General features: G+C 41.7%; 27 protein-coding genes. 24 read left to right on the top strand and 3 right to left on the bottom strand.

All coding sequences use genetic code 11. The features are described 5' to 3' along the window. Window positions 1–157 precede the first annotated feature (157 nt). The 11 genes from HMPREF2893_RS11090 (at window position 158) to HMPREF2893_RS07675 (ending at window position 9452) form a co-directional block, all read left to right on the top strand. The gene (locus HMPREF2893_RS11090; protein ID WP_186822248.1) at window positions 158–298 is read left to right on the top strand and encodes a hypothetical protein; all 141 of its coding nucleotides are present in this window, start codon (window positions 158–160) and stop codon (window positions 296–298) included. Then, window positions 295–999: an ATP-binding cassette domain-containing protein gene (locus tag HMPREF2893_RS07720; protein WP_070675530.1), complete on the top strand. Its 705-nt coding sequence runs from the start codon at window positions 295–297 to the stop codon at window positions 997–999. Before HMPREF2893_RS11090 ends, HMPREF2893_RS07720 begins: the two co-directional genes overlap by 4 nt. A 3-nt stretch (window positions 1000–1002) precedes the next feature. Further along, a complete protein-coding gene (locus HMPREF2893_RS07715) occupies window positions 1003–2100 on the top strand; it encodes a hypothetical protein (protein WP_070675527.1) in 1098 nt (365 codons plus the stop codon). A gap of 83 nt (window positions 2101–2183) precedes the next feature. Beyond that, the gene (locus tag HMPREF2893_RS07710) at window positions 2184–2588 is read left to right on the top strand and encodes a PaaI family thioesterase (protein WP_003016342.1); all 405 of its coding nucleotides are present in this window, start codon (window positions 2184–2186) and stop codon (window positions 2586–2588) included. Continuing rightward, on the top strand, window positions 2563–3315 hold the full coding sequence (locus tag HMPREF2893_RS07705) for an HAD family hydrolase (protein ID WP_070675524.1): 753 nt from the start codon (window positions 2563–2565) through the stop codon (window positions 3313–3315). Before HMPREF2893_RS07710 ends, HMPREF2893_RS07705 begins: the two co-directional genes overlap by 26 nt. 128 nt (window positions 3316–3443) lie before the next feature. Next, window positions 3444–3776, top strand: a complete 333-nt coding sequence (locus HMPREF2893_RS07700; protein ID WP_070675520.1) for a zinc ribbon domain-containing protein YjdM — start codon at window positions 3444–3446, stop codon at window positions 3774–3776. A gap of 337 nt (window positions 3777–4113) precedes the next feature. Beyond that, window positions 4114–4749 carry a Pr6Pr family membrane protein gene (locus tag HMPREF2893_RS07695; RefSeq protein WP_070675513.1) on the top strand — a complete coding sequence of 212 codons (636 nt, stop codon included), beginning with the start codon at window positions 4114–4116 and terminating at the stop codon, window positions 4747–4749. 262 nt (window positions 4750–5011) lie between these two features. Continuing rightward, window positions 5012–5530 carry a bifunctional pyr operon transcriptional regulator/uracil phosphoribosyltransferase PyrR gene (pyrR, locus tag HMPREF2893_RS07690; protein ID WP_003001719.1) on the top strand — a complete coding sequence of 173 codons (519 nt, stop codon included), beginning with the start codon at window positions 5012–5014 and terminating at the stop codon, window positions 5528–5530. A gap of 46 nt (window positions 5531–5576) precedes the next feature. Continuing rightward, window positions 5577–6500 carry an aspartate carbamoyltransferase catalytic subunit gene (locus HMPREF2893_RS07685; RefSeq protein ID WP_049488079.1) on the top strand — a complete coding sequence of 308 codons (924 nt, stop codon included), beginning with the start codon at window positions 5577–5579 and terminating at the stop codon, window positions 6498–6500. 124 nt (window positions 6501–6624) lie between these two features. Then, window positions 6625–7716: a carbamoyl phosphate synthase small subunit gene (locus tag HMPREF2893_RS07680; RefSeq protein WP_070675510.1), complete on the top strand. Its 1092-nt coding sequence runs from the start codon at window positions 6625–6627 to the stop codon at window positions 7714–7716. Continuing rightward, complete coding sequence (locus HMPREF2893_RS07675; protein ID WP_070675507.1) at window positions 7713–9452, top strand: ATP-binding protein; 1740 nt, start codon at window positions 7713–7715, stop codon at window positions 9450–9452. The genes HMPREF2893_RS07680 and HMPREF2893_RS07675 overlap by 4 nt, the downstream gene beginning before the upstream one ends. Window positions 9453–9488: 36 nt before the next feature. Here the strand turns inward: HMPREF2893_RS07675 and pepT are convergent, their stop codons facing one another. Genes pepT through HMPREF2893_RS07660 form a run of 3 tightly spaced genes read right to left on the bottom strand, consistent with a single transcriptional unit; the run spans window position 9489 to window position 12285 of the window. Then, window positions 9489–10709, bottom strand: coding sequence for a peptidase T (gene pepT, locus HMPREF2893_RS07670; protein WP_070675504.1), 1221 nt, complete (start codon window positions 10707–10709; stop codon window positions 9489–9491). 2 nt (window positions 10710–10711) lie between these two features. Then, on the bottom strand, window positions 10712–11533 hold the full coding sequence (locus HMPREF2893_RS07665) for a Cof-type HAD-IIB family hydrolase (protein WP_070675500.1): 822 nt from the start codon (window positions 11531–11533) through the stop codon (window positions 10712–10714). After that, window positions 11530–12285: a LexA family transcriptional regulator gene (locus HMPREF2893_RS07660; RefSeq protein ID WP_070675497.1), complete on the bottom strand. Its 756-nt coding sequence runs from the start codon at window positions 12283–12285 to the stop codon at window positions 11530–11532. Before HMPREF2893_RS07660 ends, HMPREF2893_RS07665 begins: the two co-directional genes overlap by 4 nt. A 193-nt stretch (window positions 12286–12478) precedes the next feature. Here HMPREF2893_RS07660 and HMPREF2893_RS07655 point away from each other — a divergent pair, with 193 nt between their 5' ends. The 13 genes from HMPREF2893_RS07655 (at window position 12479) to HMPREF2893_RS07595 (ending at window position 23398) form a co-directional block, all read left to right on the top strand. Further along, the gene (locus HMPREF2893_RS07655) at window positions 12479–12916 is read left to right on the top strand and encodes a GNAT family N-acetyltransferase (protein WP_070675495.1); all 438 of its coding nucleotides are present in this window, start codon (window positions 12479–12481) and stop codon (window positions 12914–12916) included. Window positions 12917–12982: 66 nt separating this feature from the next. Further along, entirely contained in the window at window positions 12983–14809 is a 1827-nt protein-coding gene (lepA, locus tag HMPREF2893_RS07650) for a translation elongation factor 4 (protein ID WP_037607917.1), read from the top strand. A 308-nt stretch (window positions 14810–15117) separates the two neighbouring features. Further along, window positions 15118–15762, top strand: a complete 645-nt coding sequence (locus tag HMPREF2893_RS07645) for a hypothetical protein (protein ID WP_070675492.1) — start codon at window positions 15118–15120, stop codon at window positions 15760–15762. Between the two features lie 113 nt (window positions 15763–15875). Next, window positions 15876–16520 (top strand): hypothetical protein, encoded by a 645-nt coding sequence (locus HMPREF2893_RS07640; RefSeq protein WP_070675489.1) that lies wholly within the window; start codon window positions 15876–15878, stop codon window positions 16518–16520. A gap of 84 nt (window positions 16521–16604) precedes the next feature. After that, window positions 16605–17099, top strand: a complete 495-nt coding sequence (locus tag HMPREF2893_RS07635; protein ID WP_070675486.1) for a YkgJ family cysteine cluster protein — start codon at window positions 16605–16607, stop codon at window positions 17097–17099. Beyond that, window positions 17099–17788, top strand: coding sequence for a pyrimidine 5'-nucleotidase PynA (locus tag HMPREF2893_RS07630; RefSeq protein ID WP_070675483.1), 690 nt, complete (start codon window positions 17099–17101; stop codon window positions 17786–17788). Before HMPREF2893_RS07635 ends, HMPREF2893_RS07630 begins: the two co-directional genes overlap by 1 nt. Window positions 17789–17911: 123 nt before the next feature. Then, window positions 17912–18184 (top strand): 30S ribosomal protein S16, encoded by a 273-nt coding sequence (gene rpsP / locus HMPREF2893_RS07625; protein ID WP_003007475.1) that lies wholly within the window; start codon window positions 17912–17914, stop codon window positions 18182–18184. 20 nt (window positions 18185–18204) lie between these two features. Next, on the top strand, window positions 18205–18444 hold the full coding sequence (gene kphA, locus HMPREF2893_RS07620) for an RNA-binding protein KphA (RefSeq protein WP_003001620.1): 240 nt from the start codon (window positions 18205–18207) through the stop codon (window positions 18442–18444). 42 nt (window positions 18445–18486) lie between these two features. Beyond that, window positions 18487–18819, top strand: coding sequence for a MazG nucleotide pyrophosphohydrolase domain-containing protein (locus tag HMPREF2893_RS07615; RefSeq protein WP_003001737.1), 333 nt, complete (start codon window positions 18487–18489; stop codon window positions 18817–18819). 75 nt (window positions 18820–18894) lie between these two features. Further along, window positions 18895–19677, top strand: a complete 783-nt coding sequence (locus HMPREF2893_RS07610) for an alpha/beta fold hydrolase (RefSeq protein WP_070675480.1) — start codon at window positions 18895–18897, stop codon at window positions 19675–19677. Between the two features lie 36 nt (window positions 19678–19713). After that, window positions 19714–20232 (top strand): ribosome maturation factor RimM, encoded by a 519-nt coding sequence (rimM, locus tag HMPREF2893_RS07605; RefSeq protein ID WP_070675786.1) that lies wholly within the window; start codon window positions 19714–19716, stop codon window positions 20230–20232. Further along, window positions 20222–20938 (top strand): tRNA (guanosine(37)-N1)-methyltransferase TrmD, encoded by a 717-nt coding sequence (gene trmD, locus HMPREF2893_RS07600; protein ID WP_003007469.1) that lies wholly within the window; start codon window positions 20222–20224, stop codon window positions 20936–20938. Before rimM ends, trmD begins: the two co-directional genes overlap by 11 nt. A gap of 138 nt (window positions 20939–21076) precedes the next feature. Further along, on the top strand, window positions 21077–23398 hold the full coding sequence (locus HMPREF2893_RS07595; protein ID WP_070675475.1) for a CAP domain-containing protein: 2322 nt from the start codon (window positions 21077–21079) through the stop codon (window positions 23396–23398). Window positions 23399–23603: the final 205 nt, after the last annotated feature.

Raw genomic sequence — 23603 nt, 5'->3', positions numbered from 1 at the left:
CGAATTACCGATTTCTGTCCCACTCTCTTTTTTGCTTGTAAGGTAAAAGAAGTAAGAATATTCCATTCGTGCTTGAATCTGCTTAAAAAAAGTACTATAGTATAAGCATAAAATACAATTGTAATCTTTCATACTGTGAATAGAAAGAAGGCAAGATATGAAATTACAATTTAGAATCCTGACAGGAATTTGCTTCTTGATCGGCGCCTTAGTCTTTGCCTTTCAAAAGGAATGGTTATACGCTTTGCTGTTGGTTTTGGTTGGGGCTTCTTACCTATATAAAGGAGTGCGTCGATGAAGAGTGAGTGTTTAACCATCAAGGGGCTAAACGTTTGGTATAAAAAAGACAAGCCCGTTATAAAAGACACGAATTTGCTTGTACCCAATCATTCTGTAGTCGGGTTGATTGGTCGAAATGGAGCTGGGAAGACAACCTTGCTAAAAGCTTTAAGTAGTGTCTTTGATCATCGGCAGTATGCAGTTGAGACTGTTACCATAGAAGACAAGGCGACCTCTTTTCATACGAATTTCTATAAGAGCCGTACCTATACAGTTTTTACTGAAAACAATAGTTTTTTAAACTGGGATTTTGTTCATTATTTTAATTTTGTCTGTCGTTTGTATCATCGAAAGAGAGATGATACGTTATTGCAGGACTTGATTTCAGGCTTTCATTTTGAAGAATTTCTCAACACCGACATTGGTAGTTTGTCAACGGGAAATAAGAAGAAAGTCTTCTTGATTACAGCTTTTTATCTCAAAACTCCTCTCCTTATATTGGACGAACCATTTGATGGCCTAGATTTTGATGCGACAGAATTTCTATATAGTTTGCTATTGCAGTATAAAGAAGAAGGCTCTATTCTGATGAGTTCGCATATCGCAGAGAGTATCGTTCGGGTGTGTGATACAGCTTATTCTATTGAAGATGGTCACCTAGACGCGATCGAATCGAATTTAGAAGATTGGTTTCATGATGTCAATCGTCAGAGGGGGTAGAGCATGCTACTAGCAATTTTTAGAGATTTGGTATCCAAAAATCGGCTCTTCTTGTTCTTAACTTCCTTAACCTTTGCTCTTTATTACCATCTTGTTGGGGCAAAATTTTCTACGAGCTTTCAAGTCTTGCTGATCAGTACGGCTATTGTTACTGCTCTATCAACCTTTCAATTGCTCTATTCCTACTTTTCGATGGACAGGGTTCAGGCCTACTACCAGCTTCCTTTGTCTCTCAATCGTTTTAAAGGGTCTTTTCTGACGGTAACCTTTCTTCTCAATTTACTAGAGCGCGTGCTGTTATTGATCCTCTTTTTGGGAGTCAGGTTAGACCTGCTACAATCCTTTAAGCTCGTCCTCCTTTCTTTACTGGTGGTATTGAGTGTGTTTTATGTCTTTATCCAGTTCAATACCAGGCCTAGTTTTCTAGGAGGAGTCCTCATTTCTGTAACGACTGTTCTTACAGTATCTTCTTTATGGGTCCAACAAGTGTCCTATATTATCTTACTTTCAACCTTCGTTGCTATCTTTATTTTAAAAAATGAAGATCTAGTCGCGATTTCAAAAAATGATCAGTTGCTCGTCGCAAAGAGAAGAAGTGGCAATTATTTTTGGATTTCCTTGTTTCAAGAGCGCTATTTTTCCATCAATTTTGTCTTTACCCTCATCTTCCTCCTTCTCATTCTGATACAGGATTATGAGGCTCCATTAAAAATCATCATCCTTTTAACAATTGCTTCTGTCAATACGCCATTAACCACTCTCATTTCCGCTGATAAAGATTTGATCGATCATGTCAAGTCCCTACCTAAGAGTCGGTTCTTTTACTTGATGTATTACCGTGTATTGCTGACTTATTTCTTATCTGTTAATCTATTTGTTGCTCTGTTATTAAAAATGGTGGTCATGCCTGACTTGGGGATTCTATTTTTACTAGGAGTGATGATTCTAGCAGTAGTGGAAGCTGTTTTGCACTTACTGATTGAAATCTATTTCCCTTTAAGAAAATGGAATCTAAAGAGGGAGTGTTGGAAACACCCAAGAAAATATATTGTGCCTAGTATCGTCTTCTTACTTAGTTGGAGTCTCCTTTTCTGCTTCTAAGGAATTGCCCCTTTGCTTGTATCTACTCCTTAATTGTAGTATGATAGAGGAGTTGAAAAGATGCTAGAAAAGGTGGCAAGTATATGAAAGATTTTCACTTTGATGCAATTGCTGCATTTGAAAATTATGAAATCGAAAAGATGAGAGATGGCCATGTAGTGGTGACAACCAAGGTCGTGGAATCATCGCTCAATTATTATGGAAATGCGCACGGAGGCTATCTCTTTACCCTGTGTGACCAAGTCAGTGGTTTGGTCGTGGTTTCTCAAGGTGTCGATGGGGTGACCTTGCAATCCTCAATCAATTACTTGAAAGCAGGGCGTCTGGGTGATGTCCTCACGATCCATGGCGAATGTGTCCACAGTGGACGGACGACTCGAGTGGTGGATGTCGATATTACCAATCAAGACGGGGCCAATGTCTGCAAGGCAACCTTTACGATGTTTGTTACGGGAGTGAGAGATGAATCCGCACAAGTACGCATTTAAAAACTATATTTTTGATTTTTATGGAACCTTGGTCGACATCGAAACGGATGAGTCGAGTCCCATTTTATGGGATACCATGGCTAAGATCTACCAATCCTACGGGGCAAGCTACTCAGGAGAAGGTCTGCGCCTGCGTTATAGAGAGTTGGTGCAACAAGCCGAAGAAGACTTGGCTAAGGAAAAACAAGTTGCCTACCCAGAGATTGATCTAACGGTCATTTTTGTGCAATTGTATTTAGAAGGCCATCCAAGCGGGAATAGTGTTGTCCACCTCAAAGAGTGGGGACGTTTGATTGCGCGGACTTTCCGTGTCCTTTCTCGCAAGCGGTTGGAGCTTTATCCTCATACGAAAGAAGTATTAGAGGATATGAAAGCTGCAGGTTGCCGAATCTTTCTTTTATCCAATGCCCAAGCAGATTTTACCAATCCGGAGATTGATTTGGTTGGTTTGAGAGAGCTTTTCCATGCCATTTACTTGTCTTCTGATGCAGGTATTCGCAAACCTCAGCCAGAGTTCCTCTTGGAAGTGATGAAAGAACATCAGTTGAACCCTGAGAAAACGGTCATGGTGGGGAATGACTTTACGACAGATGTCGCTGTTGCCCAAAGTATCGGGATGGAGAGTATCTTGATCAATACCTTCCCATACTCTGATGCTGAACTGCGCGAGAAGAATCAAGCAGGTGTGCGCGTGATTCGAGATATTCAAGAATTGCAGGAAGATTGAGAAATATCATCTATGTAGGGAGGCCAAGTCGCCTCCTTTTTTCTTGAAACTCCTACAGTCGAACAGAATTTGTCAAATTTTCGCTTTCATGGTATACTATGAAAGTTAATTTGAATAAGGAGATAAAAATGAATAACTTACCAAACTGTCCAAAATGTAACTCTGAATACGTCTATGAAGATGGAGCGCTCTTGGTGTGCCCAGAGTGTGCGTATGAATGGAACCCAGCTGAAATCGAAGAAGAGGGTGTCGTAGCGATTGATGCCAACGGAAACAAATTGGCTGATGGCGATACAGTGACCTTGATCAAAGATTTGAAAGTGAAGGGCGCACCGAAAGATTTGAAACAAGGTACGCGCGTGAAAAATATCCGTATCGTGGAAGGAGACCACAACATCGATTGTAAGATTGATGGCTTTGGTGCAATGAAACTCAAATCAGAATTTGTGAAGAAAATCTAAAGAAAAGTACACAAATTAATAGAGTTATTTAAGTTTATAATGGAACTTTCCGCTGTGAGAAAAGTACTTGAAACAGTATTGATTCAAGTACTCGGGAGTTTTGAAACTTTAGGTTCAAAACTAATTGAACACGGGCTACGGATTCTGTCAAAAAGATAAGTTCTCCTAGAATCGAAAGATTCTGCGTCAAACTTCCTATTTTGACTTTATCCGTATACGCCCTTTGTATCTTAATAAGTCATGGAACTTCGTAGAAGTTCGCTGACGTCCGTCCTCACTTAAGGAAAGTTCCTGATTAAACTGAAGGGTCTAGCCCCTTTTCTTTCAGGAGAATACTATGAAATTCAAACTATTATTTAGCTATCGTTTTCTATTGTTTATCTTAAGTGTACTCGGTGTTTATCTGCAACTGACCAAGCATGGTGGCTTTGGCATGATGCTCTATTACACCATTTTATCTAACATGTTGGTCATGTTCTTTATGGGAGACATGGTTTGGCGCATGGTTCGAGGTCGTTCGACCCAGACTCAGGGCTACCTTCGTATGAAAGGCGCAGTTACCATGTCCATTATGATTACCTGTGTCATCTACCACTTTATGTTGGCGCCTCTTGCGACACCAGAGAAGTTTTATCGTTTGGAAAACTTCCTCTGTCATTACATCGTTCCTTTGATGTTCTTCTTTGATACACTAGTGATTGATAAAGCCAAGCAATACCGAAAGCTCGATCCCTTCTTTTGGACCTTGATTCCACTGGCTTACATGCTCTTTGCCCTTCTCAATGGATTGGTCTTGAAGTGGCCAATTCCAGGTGCAAAAGATAGTCCCTTTGCCTATTTCTTTATCAATGTTAATAAATACGGCTGGACTTTTGTGGGCAAATGGGTGGTGATCATCTTTATCGCTTACCTCTTAGCTGGCTATGTGCTCTATGGGATTAAAATTATCAAGCGGAAATCGGCTGTTTCTTAGTAAAAGCCGAACATTATTCGGACGAAAAGTCATGTTTTTAAATTTTTTTGAAAAATGTTGAGTTTTTTCTTGCATGTCGTTTGAAACTGTGATATAGTTATCTCAATTAAATAAATCCTTTAATCCTGTCCCGTGAGGCAGGCAAGGAGACTGTGAAAAACAATGGCTAGGACCATAGGGCGAGACTCTATCCTCTTAGACCATTCATTTGCTGAACCTCCTTGAAAAAGGAGGTTTTTCTTTTACAACTAAGGAGGACTGAATGAAAACCAAAGAAGTCGTTGATGATTTGACGATGAAGCGGGCCATTACCCGCATCACCTACGAAATCATTGAACGAAACAAAGATCTAAGCCAGATTGTGCTGGTGGGGATCAAGACACGCGGTGTTTACATTGCTCGCCGGATCCAAGAACGCCTCTCTCAGCTGGAACAAATTGATGTCCCTGTTGCAGAACTCGATACCAAGCCTTTCCGAGATGATATGAAGGCGACAGAAGATACAACGGTGTTACCAGTTGATATCGCTCATAGAGAGGTCATCTTGATCGATGATGTCCTCTATACAGGTCGAACGATTCGCGCTGCCATTGACAATTTGGTCAGTCACGGTCGTCCTGCTCGAGTGAGTCTTGCGGTTCTAGTCGACCGTGGGCATCGGGAGTTGCCGATTCGTCCGGACTTTGTTGGGAAAAATATCCCGACAAGTAAGTCAGAGGAAATCATTGTCGAGATGGTGGAGCTAGACGGTCAAGACCGCGTCCTCATCAAAGAAGCTTAAACAAATTGTAAACTATTTGCATTCACATTATAAAAGGAGAATCAACATGTCTGAAAATCAAATCGCTCTTAAAAACCTTGTCTCAATGGAAACTCTTACCAATGAAGAAGTAATGGCATTGATCAAACGTGGGATTGAGTTCAAAAACGGAGCTAAAGCAGCCTACGAAGACCAACACATCATCTCAAACCTTTTCTTTGAACCTTCAACTCGTACCCACAAAGCCTTTGAAGTGGCAGAGTTGAAATTGGGATGTGATCTCCTTGACTTTGATGTGAAGACAAGCTCTGTGAACAAAGGTGAAACACTTTACGATACGATCTTAACCATGTCAGCTCTTGGTGTAGATGTTTGTGTCATCCGTCACCCTGAAGTGGACTACTACAAAGAATTGGTTGAAAGTCCAACGATCACTGCCTCTATCGTCAATGGTGGGGACGGTTCAGGTCAACACCCAAGCCAAAGCTTGCTTGATTTGATGACCATCTACCAAGAATTTGGTCACTTTGATGGCTTGAAAGTTTGTATCGCTGGGGACTTGGATCATTCACGTGTGGCAAAATCAAACATGCAAATCTTGAAACGTTTGGGAGCAACCCTCTACTTTGCAGGTCCAGACGAATGGAGAAGTGCAGAATTTGAAGACTATGGAACCTTCGTCACTATCGATGAAGTCATTGAAGATGTAGATGTGATGATGTTCTTGCGTGTGCAACACGAACGTCATGATTACGAATCACTCTTCTCTAAAGAAAACTACCACCGTCTTCATGGTTTGACTCAAGAACGTTATGACCGTATGAAAGATACAGCGATCTTGATGCACCCAGCACCAGTCAACCGTGACGTTGAAATTGCGGACCACTTGGTAGAAGCTCCTAAATCACGCATCGTAGAACAAATGACCAACGGTGTCTTTGTCCGTATGGCCATCATTGAAGCCGTCCTTAAAGGTCGCGGTGCAAAATAAGATAACTGACAATTCATTGAAAGGAAAGAAAGAGGACAGAGTAGAGAGCTACATGGAATCTGACTTTCCTTTTTTTGAGGAACTATGATAAAATTGGATTAGAATAAAAGAAGGGAGGGGTTCGATGAAACGATTATTGGTCCTAGAGGATGGGACTGTATTTGAAGGAGAAGCCTTTGGTGCAGACCTATATGTGACTGGTGAATTGGTCTTTACGACAGCCATGACAGGTTATCAAGAATTGATCACGGATCAGGCTTTTAGTGGCCAGATCCTCTCCTTTACCTTTCCAGTTATTGGCACAACAGGGATCAACCGGGATGATTCTGAGTCCATTACGCCCACTTGTTTAGCAGTAGTCGTTCAGCATTTGGTGGAGATGCCAAGTAATTGGCGGCAGCAGATGACCTTGGATGAATTCTTGAAGCGAAAAAAAATCCCTGGTATTGTAGGGATTGATACGAGACAGGTGGCAAAAATTGTCCGTAAGTATGGACGGATGAAGGCGACTGTCATTAACAAGGGGGATTCGATCGAGCATATCTTGGACCAGTTGCGAGCAACGGTCCTTCCCAAAGACCAAGTGCGTCAAGTCTCGACAAAAACAGCCTATGCTGTACCAGGTTTTGGAAAGAGTATTGCCTTGATTGATCTAGGGGTCAAGCACTCTGTCTTACGCCAACTGAGTCAAAGGGACTGTAACGTCACGGTCTATCCCTATGATATCTCTTATGATGAACTGATGGAGCAACAACCAGATGGGGTTATTTTATCCAGTGGGCCAGGCGATCCCCATCAGGTGAAAAAACTCTGCCGCTTGATCAAAAAGCTCAATGGTCAGATTCCGATCTGGGGTATGGGCTTGGGAGCTCAGTTGTTGGCACAAGCTTACGGCGCTGAGCTGGCCCCTATGGAAGTCGGACATTTCGGCTTGAACATACCTGTGCGTGAAATTGCGACAGGAAAAATCGAGATAACCAGTCAAAATCACTTGTATAGTATAGCGAGGGACAGTCTGCCCCATGATTTATTGGTCACACATGAAAATGTCAATGACCATAGTATTGAAGCTTTTCGTCATCGTTACCAACCGATTTTAGGAGTTCAATTCCAAGTGGATGCTAGTCCAGGTCCAAGAGAAAATCTCTATTTTTACGATGAATTTTTAGAGTTGATTGATGCCAAAATTCACGAAAGTAGAAGGGAGAAGGAATGATGAAACAAAACCAGAAATTGCTTCTCCTGTGTGGAGATTCTTATCAGGATATTAGCCTTTTGGCTGCGGTAAATGAAGCACAAAAACTCAATGCCAAGGATGGGAATGCTCTTGTCCTTTACTTGGGCGAGGAAAATGCTATCACCCAAGAAGCTACAGATATAGTTGTAGTTAGTAAGCTCAAGCTGGATGCTCTTAGGACGACTCTTCTTTCTTATACCGGATCTCGCTTGCTCTTAGCCTTTGCGGATAAACAGATTTTGAATCTCTTGTTTCGTTTCGAAGAAACTGGATTTTTCAAAGAAGCATCGATCATGATTGTCGGGCCGAGTCTCCAACGCTACCGTACTTTTTACCAACAGGCAGATCAACGACGTCTCTTTCAAGAGCTGGGCTATCAGGTACCGGCTTCGGCACTGGTGAGCTCAGTTCGAGAAGCTATCGAGTTTTCTGAAGGCATTCAATTTCCTATTATGATCTGGCCAGTAGCGAGTAAGCAAGGGCAGGGTCGAAAGATCGCTCATAACCTGGATGACTTGTGTGAAGCCGTGGAGACGGGACTTTCGGTTTCTCCAAGTCAGCAGTGTTTGCTGGAGTTTTCGACCTATGGCTTTAAGGAACTGGATTTTGTAGTCATGCGGGATCGTGAAGACAATCACTACCTGGCGGCCTCTATTGAAAGCATTGATCCTGTTGGGATCCACTCCAGTGACTCTTACCAATTCATGCCAGCGGTTACCCTGACTGACCGGGAGTTTCAAAATCTTCGTGAAGCGGCGATCCATATCAGTCGCTATCTGAAGCTGACAGGAGCCATTTCCATTAAGTTTGCTCTAGATCCGACGAGCTATGCTTTTTATATCTTAGAGGTTAATCCATTTGCTTCAGATAGTATCTCGATGGCCTCTATGGGCTTGGGCTATTCCTTGTTTGAGCAAGGCGTGCAGCTGCAATTGGGGCGCTCGCTCGAGCATTTGCCTCACCCCTTATTACAGGATCTAAAGGCTGTCTATGAACTCAGTCTAGACTATATTTTCTTTAAGATTCCGATCTTTTCAGATGCTGCACAGAATGCTCGTCTCAATACACAAATTCACTCTTATGGGGCAGTTTATGGATTTGGGAAGAGGATCGATGAAGCTTACCAACAGGCCTTAGAAACCATTAAAGATAAAAAACTGCTGACTGTCTTTCCTGAAGAAATGAGCGATGATGAGTTAATCCAAAAAATAGCTCGTCATATGCCCCATCGGCTCTTCTATATCTTAGAGGCTCTGAAACGTGGTTTTGAGTTTGAGGAACTCTTGGATTTAAGTAAATTATCCCCTATTTATTTGCAGGTCCTAGCCAACTTTGTAGCGATGGAAAAAGCAGCAGAAGTTGCAACAAGCCCAGCCTTTCTTCCGGTTGAGCCATCAGCTGGCTTATATGAGGTCAAAGCAGGAGCAGCCTATTATCTGACCCAAAATGGGACCAATGAGTCATTCGGTTTGGATGCTACGTGTGTCTTGGTGGATGATCTAGAAATTCGGGACCCGAGTTTTTACCAAAAGGTACGAAAGAAGGAGCAAGAGTTAAAAGAAAAAGGACAACAGGTGATCTTACTCACCAATCGTCCTTTTACAGAATCTTTGGCAGATAAAGTCTATTATCTTCCTATCAATGAGACAAGCCTTAACCTAATTCAGTCCATTGATCAGGTCAAAGATATTGTCAAGCTTTCTAACATACAATAAAGGATCCGGACAATCTATCCGAATCCTTTTTGTTTCTTATTTTTTGGTCACAATACCGATAATGGTATCAACAGCGCGTTCCATGGTTTGGAGGCTAACGTATTCAAAGCGACCGTGCATATTTTCTCCACCGGCAAAGATGTTTGGTGTAGGAATTCCCATAAAGGAAATTTTAGACCCATCTGTACCACCGCGGATCGGTTCAATGATTGGAGTGATGCCAAGATCTTCCATGACTTCCTTAGCAAGGGTAATCGGCGTCATATCTTTTTCAATCACTTGCTTCATGTTGTAGTACTGATCTTTGAGGGTGAGGAGAACGCGTTCGCTACCGAGTTCTGCATTCATCTGATCCGCAATAGATGTCATGAGGTCTTTGCGTTTCTCAAAGCTTTCAGTTTCAAAGTCCCGAATGATGTAACTGGCACTTGCTTCCTCAACAGTTCCTTCAATGTTCATCAAGTGGTAGAAGCCTTCATAGCCTTCGGTTAATTCAGGACGTGCTCCTTCAGGTAGTTTGTTATGGAAATCAATGGCCAATTGAAGGGCGTTGATCATTTGACCTTTGGCTGTACCTGGGTGGACATTGCGTCCTTTGAAGGTAATTTCAGCTCCAGCTGCTGAGAAGGTTTCGTATTGAAGCTCCCCAAGAGGACCGCCATCAACCGTATAGGCGAAGTCTACATCAAAATCTTCTGCATCAAATTGATCTGCTCCGACGCCGATTTCTTCATCTGGACCAAAGCCGACACGGATCTCCCCGTGTTTGATTTCAGGATGTGCCGTCAGATATTCGATAGCCGTCATAATTTCAGCGATACCAGATTTATCATCTGCTCCCAGAAGAGTAGTACCGTCCGTCGTGATCAAGGTTTGTCCCTTGTAGTTGTTCAAATGAGCAAAATCAGCTGGATCCAGTGTGAAACCAGAATCCCCTAGAGCAATGACACCCCCATCGTAATTCTCAACGATTTGAGGATTGACATTTTCCGCATTGAAGTCAGCGGTGTCCATGTGAGAGATAAATCCAATCTTGCGTGTAAAGCTTGGATCATTAGCTGGAAGGGTCCCAATGGCATAGCCGTTTGGCAAATAGTAGACGTTTTGAAGACCCACGCGTTTCATCTCAGGGATCAAGATGTTGGTTGCAAAATCAACTTGTGATTGGGTACTTGGAGTGGTTGTAGAGTTTTCGTCTGAACGTGTGTTGACCTTTACATAGGTAATAAAACGGTCCAACAGATTTGCGTATTTCATAATCATTCTCCTTTTTCAGTTTCAATTAATTTGTGAATAGCATGGGCCACGCCATCCTCATCATTAGTCAAGGTGATGAAGTCAGCTATTTCCTTGACAGCAGCATTGCCATTTCCCATAGCGACGCTATAGCCAGCAAAACGTAGCATTTCAAGGTCATTATTGGCATCTCCAAGAGCCATGACCTGGTCTCTCCTGTAGCCTAATGTTTGACTTAATGCTTGAAGAGCAGAAGCCTTGCTCGCTCCTTTTGGAAGGATTTCAAATAAGATATCCTGTGAACGTACAGTGTTAAAATCGGCCTCTAATGCAGCCTCATTCTGAGCTTGGAAGTCATCAATAGCAGAAGGATCTCCCACGTACATGGCTTGAAAAATAGGAACAAGGTTGGGCAGATCCTCTTCTGAGACAGGTGTCGGTTTACTATTAACAATGCCCGCATCCATCGTAACAAGTTCACTGGCTTCAGGTGCAACCACTAGGTAGTGATCCATATCAAATAAGGTTAGCTGGACGTCTGTATCTTCCGTCAAAACTTGCAACCGGTGCATGTCCTCAAGGCTCAATTCTTCCTTGCCAATGATTTCCCAATTCTGAGTCGACAAGGTTGTACACCCGTTATTGATAATCATATAGTAGTTGCCATCAGGGAGTCCAATCTCTTCAAAGATGGGCCGTACCCCTGCTAAGGGGCGCCCCGTACAGATCACAATGTCATAGCCGGCTTCATGGGCTCGGTGAAGAGCTTCAATATTGCCTTTAGATAGAGTCTTATCCTCATGCAAAAGAGTTCCGTCCAAGTCAATCGCAATTAATTTAATCATTTGATTTCCTCCAAATCAAGAGGAACAAAGCCATCAATCACTTTTCCAATCACCCCAGGTTCCTCATCAAGTGGAATGATTTGATCACTATATTTCTTATTGAGGGAAACCAGTCGAATACCGTTGGCCTCACGAAATACCCGTTTGATCAACGTTTGTCCATCAAAATCAATGGCATAAATAGCCCCTGCCTGATCGTAGTAGGTTTGCTTGACTAACACAACGGCCCCTTTTTCATATTTGGGCTCTAGGGAATCTGTATGAATCCAAAAAGCTAAATCGTAAGGGATCTTTTGATCAAACCAGACGATATCAGCTTGTTTCTGATTTTGATAAGATGCAAAAGAATCATAGACAGAATAAGAGTGGTATTGCTTTTCAATCTTCTGTTTTTCTTTCTGATGGGTCAAGAGACTTTTTCCATAAGAAAGAAGATTTTCTTGATTTCCCTCATCGAGCTGTTTATACAATCTCTCAATCTCTGAATCAATGACCACAAAATCATTTCGTAATCGAGGGTCAATTTCAGCAACCGCTACCTGAAAAAAGGCAGCAATCTTCTCCAAATTTTCAGGAACGGGAAGAGAAGTTCCTTTTACATATCCAGTCAAGGTGCTAGCAGGAATTCCAGTAATACGAGATAATTCAATCTGCTTTTTCCCTTGTTCTTTCAGTAATTCTCTGATCTTTTCCGATATAATCCGTAATGCCTCTTTGTCTTGAGGACTTGCTTTTCCACGACCTCTGGCCAACGTACTCACCTCCTTGTATTTACCTTTTCTATTATAATGAATTAAATCGAAAAAGTAAATAGAAATCCCTGATAAATGTGAAAAAAGATTGATTTGATATAAATCGGATTTTTTGTTGAAATTTTATTTTTTTCCTTTACTTTTTGAGGGAAATGTTCTAATATGAAAGCAGATAATTCATGGAGGTTGGGGTATGATTCGTAGCGTTCAAGTCAAAGATGCAGGTCAAATTCGAGATTTGTGTCACCAAGCATTGGGGTATGATTCGACCCTTGAGAAAGTGGCAGCTCAGATCGAAAAATTCAATCTGCCAGACTCGGGGCACTTTTGTTTTGTTTACGAAGAGGAACAAACAGGCCATATTCTTGGTTATGTGGAAGCAGAGGTCTACGAAAGTCTTTATAGTGACGCCGGGCTTAATGTTTTAGGTCTAGCGGTTTTTCCATCTGCTCAAGGACGTGGGATCGGTCGCCAATTGATGGAGCGAGTTGAAGAACTTGCCAAAAGCAGGCATTATGCTTTTATCCGTTTAAATTCTGCATCCCATCGAAAAGAAGCCCATATTTTTTACGAACACATAGGCTATGAGGGAAATAAAACGCAGAAGCGATTTTTGAAAATAATGAATTAAGATAGGCAAAGGCCTTTCTTTTTTGTTATAATGAAGAGTACGATTAAATTTACTAGGAAGATGATTATGCCAAATTTTGAAGAATTAAAAAAACGACAAGAGAAGATTCGGAACTTCTCGATCATCGCCCATATTGACCATGGAAAGTCAACCCTGGCCGATCGAATTTTAGAAAAAACCGAAACTGTGTCTAGTCGGGAGATGCAAGCCCAACTTTTAGATAGTATGGACCTGGAACGGGAACGTGGGATTACCATCAAGCTCAATGCCATCGAGTTGAACTACACGGCTAAAGATGGGGAGACCTATATCTTCCACTTGATTGACACACCGGGGCACGTGGACTTTACCTATGAGGTTTCGCGTTCGCTGGCTGCCTGTGAGGGTGCCATTCTCGTAGTAGATGCGGCTCAAGGGATTGAAGCCCAGACTCTAGCCAATGTTTACCTTGCTTTGGACAACGATTTGGAGATTCTGCCAGTTATTAACAAGATTGACTTACCAGCTGCAGATCCAGAACGTGTGCGCACAGAAGTAGAAGATGTCATCGGCTTGGATGCCAGTGAAGCAGTCCTAGCTTCTGCCAAGGCTGGTATTGGGATTGAAGAGATTTTGGAGCAGATCGTTGAGAAAGTTCCTGCTCCGACAGGTGATGTTGAAGCACCTCTTCAAGCCTTGATCTTTGACTCCGTTTATGATGCCTATCGTGGAGTAATCCTTCAGGTTCGAGTGGTCAATGGAATGGTCAAACCAGGCGATAAGATCCAGCTCATGAGCAATGGAAAAACCTTTGATGTCACCGAGGTTGGGATTTTTACTCCTAAAGCGGTTGGACGTGATTTCCTTGCAACTGGAGATGTTGGCTATATTGCGGCCTCTATCAAGACCGTTGCAGATACCCGTGTCGGGGACACTGTGACCTTAGCGACCAATCCAGCAGCTGAGCCTCTTCATGGGTACAAGCAGATGAACCCAATGGTATTTGCTGGTCTTTACCCAATCGAATCCAATAAATACAATGATCTTCGTGAAGCCTTGGAAAAATTGCAATTGAATGACGCTAGTCTTCAATTTGAACCGGAGACTTCTCAAGCCCTTGGTTTTGGTTTCCGTTGTGGTTTCTTGGGACTTCTTCATATGGACGTTATCCAAGAGCGCTTAGAGCGTGAGTTCAATATTGACTTGATCATGACAGCACCGTCTGTTATCTACAAGGTTAATTTGACAGATGGCGAAGCACTGGATGTGTCTAACCCATCTGAGTTCCCAGATCCAACCAAGATCGCTTCAATCGAAGAACCTTATGTCAAAGCGCAAATCATGGTGCCACAAGAGTTTGTCGGAGCTGTCATGGAATTGGCCCAACGCAAACGTGGGGATTTTGTGACCATGGACTACATCGATGAAAATCGAGTTAATGTCATCTATCAAATCCCACTGGCGGAAATTGTCTTTGATTTCTTTGATAAATTGAAGTCTTCCACTCGTGGCTATGCAAGCTTTGACTATGAGTTGTCTGAATACCGTCCATCCAAACTGGTTAAGATGGATATTCTCCTCAATGGAGATACTGTCGATGCCCTCAGCTTTATCGTTCACAAGGACTTTGCTTATGAACGTGGTAAGTTGATCGTTGAGAAGCTTAAGAAGATTATCCCTCGTCAACAGTTTGAGGTGCCCATCCAAGCAGCTATCGGTCATAAGATCGTGGCCCGTACAGATATCAAGGCCCTTCGTAAGAACGTCTTGGCCAAGTGTTATGGTGGGGACGTCTCACGGAAACGCAAGCTTCTTGAAAAACAAAAAGCCGGTAAGAAACGGATGAAAGCCATCGGTTCGGTAGAAGTGCCACAGGAAGCCTTCTTGTCAGTTCTGTCAATGGATGAAGAATAACAATTAGAGAGTGGGACAGAAATCGGTAATTCGTTAGAATTCGATTTCGTCGTCCCACCTCCGCACAGTTAAGTAGGGCTGTAAAAGCTGATGAAATCAGCGTAGTAGAGCCCACTCAACCACTGCGTCTTGCTCGACAATCCAAAAACAATTAAAAGGCTAGGACTTTTGTCCCAGCCTTTTGTTTTAGGTTTAAAAGAAATGAACTGAATTTGAAAGGTTCGATCAGATGTGACACGTATCCTATTTTAAAATACCTGCATTTATGGTAGACTAGAGGACGGAAAACGTTCTCAAGGAGGTTGAGCATGAAACATAAATTATTGGTCACATCACTGACGATTCTTTCTACCTGCACATTAATGGCTTGTAGTCACACCACTAAAAAGGATACAGCAGCTTCTTCTACAAAAGAAAGTAGCAGCAAAGTCGAAAAGAAAACAAGTAGTTCTTCGTCAAAGGATACTTCTTCTACAAAGAAAAATTCTTCCAGTCAAGAAACCAAGCGGATTGGAAATGCAGATTATGGATACATCGATATTCCAAGTAAATGGTTCAAGTTCACGGATATCGATGGGACAGAAGCTGTCCAGTATACGGATGGGAGTGGCTATAATATTGTCACATTGAACAGCTTTACTAAAGAAAAGGCCAAAGTTCCTGCGGATATCGAGTTTAATGCTGAATTTCTAGCCAAGAAACTGGCCGTAATGTGGCAAGATAACCAGGATGTTGATAAGATGACGGGAGCGCGGACTAAAGTCGCAGGTCTGGACGCCTACCAGCTTCAAATTGTCATGAAATCTGGTCAATACCTGATTACCTGGATCTTCCAGAAGGGTGAAAAAGTTTATACCATTTCTTTTGAAGGGGATGCAGAAACCTTGAAAACCTTTATCCCCTACATTGAAGACACTTGGAGTCTAGATGGAACAGGCGCTGTGACGGATTGATGAAGAGAGGCTAGAATCATTTCTAGTCTCTTTATGCTATAGAAATCGCACTTTCAAATCCTAGAAAATCATGGTAGACTAGAGGAAAGTAAATACATCATTGAGGAGAGAATATGAAAAATAAGTTCCTACTCGCGTCTGTTACGTTTTTGTCTGTTGTTAGTCTTTCTGCTTGTACTAGTCCAAAGAAAGAGTATAGTAAATCATCGGTAGCATCTAGTTCCACGAATGTGGTGAAAGAGACAACAAATTCAAGTAGTAATGTAGAGAAAAAAATTCCAGATAGTGATAAGGGGAATGTGAAAACGAAACGAATTGGTTCGGCAGATTATGGCTATGTCAATATCCCGAGTGACTGGAAAAAGAATGACAATCTCCAAGTTGGGGATAACATTCAGTACACAGATAAAAACGCCTTCAATATTATTGTTTTAAATGCTGCCACTAGAGAAAAAGCACATGTCGCCGAAGGAGTGGAATTTAATGCAGAGCTAATAGCTCAAAGATTGGAGAGTAAGTGGAATGATTATAAAATTGTTGAGAAAATGACAAAATCTACGACGACTGTTGGGGGAAATGAATCGCTTAAAATACATATATTTCTCAAGTCAGGCATGCAGGTTGCTGGTTGGGTATTCCAAAAAGATGATAAGGTTTATTTGATTGTTGTTGAAGGATTTGAGAAAACAATAACTCAATTTACTCCTTATGTCGAAGACACTTGGAGCCTAGATGGAACAGGCGCTGTAACAGATTAATCAAGTGAGATAGATCGCAGGATCTATCTTTTTTTAGAGCCTTTGTGGTATAATCTTTCTATTGTTTAGAAGAGGAAATAGAGGATGACACAGGAAATTGATATTGAAAAATACCATCAGTTAGCTCTCCAAAAGCAAAAGGAGCATCGCAAGGTATTGGCGAATCTTAAGAAGAAGCCACCTAAGAATTTAGATAAAATAGCGCAAGAAATCCACGATGAAGTGTTCCAGGAAATCGATTGTACGGCTTGTGCCAATTGCTGTAAGACCTTGGGGCCTGATTTTAAGGAAGCAGATATCACGCGGATCGCTAAGTATTTCAAGATGAAACTGCCTGCTTTTGAAGCGGAATTTCTTCAAGTTGACGAGGATGGCGACAAGGTTTTTAAAGCTATGCCTTGCCCTTTCTTGGGTGGAGATAACCTCTGTTCCATCTACGATGTTCGCCCGAAAGCCTGTCGGGAATTTCCTCATACCGATCGCAAGAAGATTTACCAGATCAATCATCTGACCATCAAGAATACCCTCACTTGCCCAGCAGCTTATTTATTTGTAGAAAAATTGAAAGATCGTTTGTAATGGCATATAAATTTTTACTTTTTGATTTGGACCATACCTTGTTGGACTTTGAATCTGCTGAAGAAACAGCCTTGACGCAGATGTTAGAAGACATGAATTTTCCAGATGTAGAGGCCTTTAAAGATTACTACAAACCTATGAACCAAGGTCTCTGGAAGGATTTGGAACAAAAGAAGCTCACCAAACAAGAACTCGTGGATAGTCGGTTTGCGATTGGGTTTGCCCACTTTGGGATCACGGTTGACGGGGCTGAGATGGCTCTTCGCTACCAAGATTACATCAGTCTTCAAGGGCAATCTTTCCCAGGGGCGGAGGACTTACTGGCCCGACTTGAAAAAGCAGGTTACCAGCTCTATGGTGCAACGAACGGAGTGACTGCCATTCAAGAAGGACGCTTAGCTCATTCTACCATCGCACCTTATTTTAAAGAGGTCTTTATCTCTGAACAGCTTCATACTCAGAAACCAGAACCTGCATTTTTTGACAAAGTAGGCCAGCTGATTCCAGGGTTTAGCAAGGAAGAGACCCTCATGATCGGTGATTCTTTGACAGCGGATATCGCAGGAGGGAATGCTGCGGGGATTGCTACCGTTTGGTATAATCCAGATCACAAGGAAAATACCAGCCAAGTAGTGCCAACTTATGAAGTTAGCACCTATCAAGAAATCGCCGATTTACTGCTTAATTAAAAAAATTTTAATACTGTCAAGTTTTTTTCTTGACAGGTCTATAAAATGTGTTATAATAGATCATGTGCTAAATAGCTTGTCTATTTCACCGAAAATTAAAATATAGAAAAGAGACTTATAAAAATGGCAGTTAAAATTCGTTTGACTCGTATGGGTTCTAAGAAAAAACCTTACTACCGTATCAACGTAGCAGATTCACGTTCACCACGTGATGGACGTTTCATCGAAACAGTTGGAACTTACAATCCACTTGTTGAAGAAAACCAAGTAACTTTGAAAGAAGATCGCGTTCTTGCATGGTTGGCTGATGGAGCTCAACCTTCAGATACAGTTCGCAACATCCTTTCAAAAGCTGGTGTGATGAAGAAATTCCACGATTCTAAATTCTCAAAATAATTTTTTAAGTAGGTTGATGTATGGATACGATTGAAAATCTCATTATTGCAATTGTGAAACCCTTGATTTCACAACCGGATGCTTTAACCATCAAGATCGAAGATACTCCTGAATTCTTGGAGTATCACCTTGACCTTGATCCTAGCGATGTTGGTCGTGTAATCGGTCGGAAAGGTCGCACCATTTCTGCGATAAGAACGATTGTCTACTCTGTCCCAACTGAAGATAAAAAAGTAAGAATCGTTATTGACGAAAAATAAAAGGCGGGGCTTTGTCCCGTTTTTTTGTTGCAAGGAGAAGGAATGAGAGATTTAACAGTCAGACAACTAGAGGAATACTTACTTGATCATTATCAACAATCTAGAACAGAAGAAGGACTTTTTATCAAACTAGTAGAAGAAGTTGGAGAAGTCGCTGAGGTTTTAAATGGACGTTCAGGTAGAAAAGAGGGGGTCCAAGATTCAAACGAGGAATTGGCAAAGGAGTTGGCAGATATCATTCACTACACAGTGGCAATTGCAGCTATTAACCATATCGACCTAACGAAGACCATTTTTGAAAAAGACAAGAAGGCAGCCATCAAGTATCAGCATGAACAAGATTTGGAGCAGTTTCTAGCAGAAAAGAGCATTTGAGAAAATCCTCTGAACGTGATAAAATAAAACCTAAGAATGTTAAGTGAATTGTTGTTTAGAAAGGGTTGTTTTGATATGAACCGATTTGAAGTAACTACAAAGATTGGTTGTCTCTCTGTTACTTATGAAAAGAGAAATAAAGTACTAGTTTGTTTAAATGGTGCTGGTTTGATACCGAGTTATGAAAATTTTCTACCAATACTTGAAAAACTTCCTTCTTCAATAGGTTACTTAACGATTGATTTTCCGAATACAGGTAGGAGTCCGATTCATAGTCAAACAGGATTTAATTTGGATAATCTTGTTGAAGCGGTATTCGAAATCCTGAAAGGGTTGGAAATTTCTGATTACATACTTTGTGTTCATAGTTTAAGTGGTGTTTTGGCTTTAAAGTTAATGAGTAAACCAATTAAGTGTCAAGCTTTGATAGCAATTGAACCAACAACAAAAAAAATAATGTTTGCTGATTTTTCAAAAAATCCTTATCCAGAAATGGAAGAGCAAATGAGGATGATTGAAGAATGTGGTCCGGAAAATTATTTTAAGGGACTAACTCAAGCAACATTTGAACCTGAAACTGATAGACTGATTTGGGAATTGATGGAAGAAAAGGGTTTAGAATTGGAAAAGCAAGTTCCTGGATTTCAGATATCTGTAACTATTACCGCTGAAGATTTTGATAGTTTGTCCTTAGCAGATAATATTCCTGTTTTCGTATTTTGTCAGGCGTATAGAGAAAAAGAGTACAGAGATTCAGAATATTGGAATTCTAATACAAAACTCATTCTAGGTGGAAACCACCACTATCTACACTGGTCAGAATCGGAAAAAATTGCAGCTCTTATTAGAGAACTGTAGAGATAAATTAATTAAAAGAGAAATGTAGTGAATAAAATGAATTACTTTAACGTTGGGAAAATTGTTAATACCCAAGGATTACAAGGAGAGATGCGGGTCTTGTCTGTGACAGACTTTGCGGATGAGCGCTTTAAAAAGGGAGCAGAGTTGGCTCTCTTTGATGAGAAGGATCAGTTTGTCCAAACGGTGACCATTGCCAGTCACCGCAAGCACAAGAACTTCGATATCATCAAGTTTAAGGATATGTACCATATCAATGCCATCGAGAAATTCAAAGGATTTAGCCTCAAGGTTGCAGAAGAAGACTTGACAGATTTGGAGGATGGCGAGTTTTATTACCATGAGATCATCGGCCTTGATGTTTATGAAAATGACCAGCTAATCGGTCAGATCAAGGAAATCCTGCAACCAGGTGCCAATGATGTCTGGGTCGTGAAACGAAAAGGCAAACGAGATCTTCTCTTGCCTTATATCCCACCAGTCGTCTTAAATATCGATATCCCTGGAAATCGTGTGGATGTAGACATCTTAGAAGGGTTAGACGATGAAGATTGATATTTTAACCCTCTTTCCAGAGATGTTTTCGCCTTTGGAGCATTCTATCGTCGGCAAGGCGCGTGAAAAGGGACTTCTCGAGATCAACTACCATAATTTCCGTGAAAATGCGGAGAAAGCGCGCCATGTGGACGATGAACCCTATGGGGGTGGGCAAGGCATGCTTCTACGAGCTCAACCGATTTTTGATGCCTTTGATGCCATTGAGAAGAAGAATCCACGCGTGATCTTACTGGACCCTGCTGGTCGGACTTTTGACCAAGCCTATGCTGAAGAATTAGCTCAGGAAGAGGAATTGATCTTTATCTGTGGCCACTATGAAGGCTACGATGAACGGATCAAGACCTTGGTGACAGATGAGATTTCTCTGGGAGATTATGTTCTAACGGGCGGTGAGCTAGCAGCCATGACCATGATTGATGCGACAGTCCGCTTGATTCCAGAGGTGATCGGAAAAGAATCCAGTCACCAGGATGACAGTTTCTCCTCTGGTCTCTTAGAGTATCCTCAATACACCCGGCCTTATGAATACAGAGGAATGACAGTTCCAGATGTTCTTATGAGTGGCCATCATGAAAATATCCGTCAGTGGCGCCTCTATCAGAGTTTGAAAAAGACCTTAGAACGTCGTCCAGACTTGCTAGAAAACTATGAGTTGACAGCAGAAGAAGAGAAGATGTTGGAACAAATTAAACAAGAAGACTAACAGCGTCAGCTGTTTTTCTTTTGCCTCAAAAATTTATGAAAAAAACTTTTAAAACCTACTAGTTATTGGTAACAAAATGTGGTATGCTAAGGGGTAGAGAAACTTCAAGAAAATGATTAAGTTTTGGGGGTGAGTTTAATGGGAAAGAAATTAGGAAAATCGGTTTTCACGACTGGGATTGCTGCAACAACAGTCCTATCTGGTATGTTTCATCACAAAGCAAATGCCGAAGAGGTCAAGCAAAATGAAAATCCAGAAACCAACAGCACGGAAGTAGTTGAAAAACCAATTACAGTTGATGAGTTGAAGCAAATCACAGCTCAAAAAGGGCAAGTGGTGAAAGATGTCCACTACCAAGAGCAAAAAGTGATCGATGCTCAAACAGAAGTCAAGGCTGCTGGACAAGAACTGGAAGAAAAGAAAGCAGAAGTGACGGATGCGGAAAACCTCATCGCAACGACTTCGGATGCCCAAGTTCAGAATGCAGAAAATGACGTCAAGGTGGCTCAAGCCTATGTGACTATTGAAGAAAATAAGGTTCGAGAAGCAGAAGCTGCTCATGACCAAGTCGTAGAGGCTGTTCGTCAACAGGAAAATCAGGTTACTGCTCAGGAATCTTTGGTCGATGTAGCACAAAATGAATTGAACCAAGCCAAAGCACCGATTTCAAATGATGAGAATGTACTCAACCAGGCTTTGTTGGAGCAAAGTCAAGTCGAGCAAAGTATCCGAGAATCTCAGAATCATCTTGCAACCTTGCAAGCGAGTCAGCAAACTGGCTCAGATACTGTGGCTCAAATTGAGAACGACATTCAACTGGCTCAAACGCGTCTAACAGATTTGAAAGCGGTCATCGCTACCAAGGAAGCAGAATTGGCAGCCTTAGAACAAGCAGCGGCCAATAGCCCAGTTCAGTTGAGTCAAGCGACTTATGAAGGTTATTTGCAACACTTAGCAGACAATGGCAATGAAGCTGCAGCGAGCGCTTTAGCCCTCTACAAACGTGGTCGTGAAGAAGACGGCTTAACGGTTGGAGAGTCTGGATCCTTGCAAGCTAACCTCCGAGCACTTGAAATTGCTGATGCTATCAACGCTTATCGTCGCAATGCCGGCTTGCCTGAATTGGAACTGGATCCCTATTCCCTTCCAGCCAGTCAAGTACAGTTGGAATACTTCAAAAAAGCCAACTGGCATATGTTTAAGTATTTGCCAAACGAGAACATCGCTTATGGCTTCTCACCTGCTGGTGCGGTTGACTTTTGGTACAATGAAAAAGCGGCTTATCAGGAAGTAGCGGCTCAATATGGTCTACCAACAGACGAAACACAAATCGATGCCAATGACATTTATATGAAAATTGGGGCTGAGGCCTTTGCGAAGGTTGGTCACTACCTCCAAATGGTAGACAACAAAGCGACAGCTTTATCAGTCGCTTATGACCCAAGCAATGCTATGTCAGAAGCAGCTTTCTTACATAGTCCGGTCCATTCAGCAGTGTCAACCAGTGCACTCGCTTACCAATTGCGTCAGGGAGCTGGCGCAACGACGACAAGATCAGATGTGAAAGCAAAATCTGATGAAGTCGCTAATCTCAAGTTAGACAAGGCCAATCAAGAGTCTCAAATCATTATCCTGCAAGGCAAGTTAGAAGATGCCCGCCATGCTAATTCAAACGTGGCAGTAGAGATGGCCAATGTCCAAAAGACCATCCAAAATTACAAAATTCTTCTTGTTAGCAAGGACCATGCGGTTGAAAAGGCGAAGGCGACTCTTGATGTATCTCGAGGTCGGATTGAAGCAGCTATCCAGCCAAAAGAAGCAGCCCTTCAAAAAGCGAAGGATTTGTTAGCGGCTGCGCGTGAGAAATTAGATCTTTTAAAAGCTGAAGAAGCAGAAAAAGCCCAAGTCGTTCAAGAAGCGCATGAGGGCTTGAAGGCGGCGCAAGAGCGCCTGGTTGCTGCTGAAAAACGTCTTTCTGACTTTAAAAATGCTCCAGAATTATTGGTCAAAGCCCAATCTGTTTTATCAGCTGCTGTGGCTAATTTAGAGAATAAAAAAGAAAAATTGGAAGCAGAATTCACAATCCTGCAATCTTATCAAAGTGTCGTGGAACTGTTGAATTCCCAATATGAAGATCTAGCGTCACGAATGGATCCAGCTATTTTAGAAGCAGCAGATATGCCAATGGATATCCGCTCAAGCAATCCAACAACTTTCTCGGATAGACCAACGGTTCTTCCAACAACTACCAATAGTCCACAAGTGCAAGCACCAACAGCTACTCCAGCTCCAAAACAAGAAGCCAAAGTAGAAGAGATCAAACCTAAAAAAGAAAACAGCCAAGCTGTGGCTGGATCTGATTCCTCCAAATATGCAGTAGCAACAACAGGTGTTGCCGTTGGGTTACTTGCTGGATTGTTTGGTTTCAAGAAAAAGAAACAATCTTCAAAAAATGATTAAGACATACCGAAGATAGAATAGATGCTTAGACACTTTATTGCTTAAAATCTTCAAAGAAGATATATGAGGGTGGGAAAAGAACTCTTTTAACAAAATGAGTTCTTTCCTGCTCTTTTTTTGTACACTTTTAGAATTTTTGAAAGAAAATGATAGAAATTGATAAAAAGTGTTGACATTTTTTGGAGATGGAGTATAATAGTCCTTG

The sequence above is a fragment of the Streptococcus sp. HMSC072C09 genome (assembly GCF_001813105.1).
Classification (GTDB): Bacteria; Bacillota; Bacilli; order Lactobacillales; family Streptococcaceae; genus Streptococcus.
The sequence above is the reverse complement of the archived record's forward strand: the minus strand, read 5'-3'. Positions and strand labels throughout refer to the sequence as shown.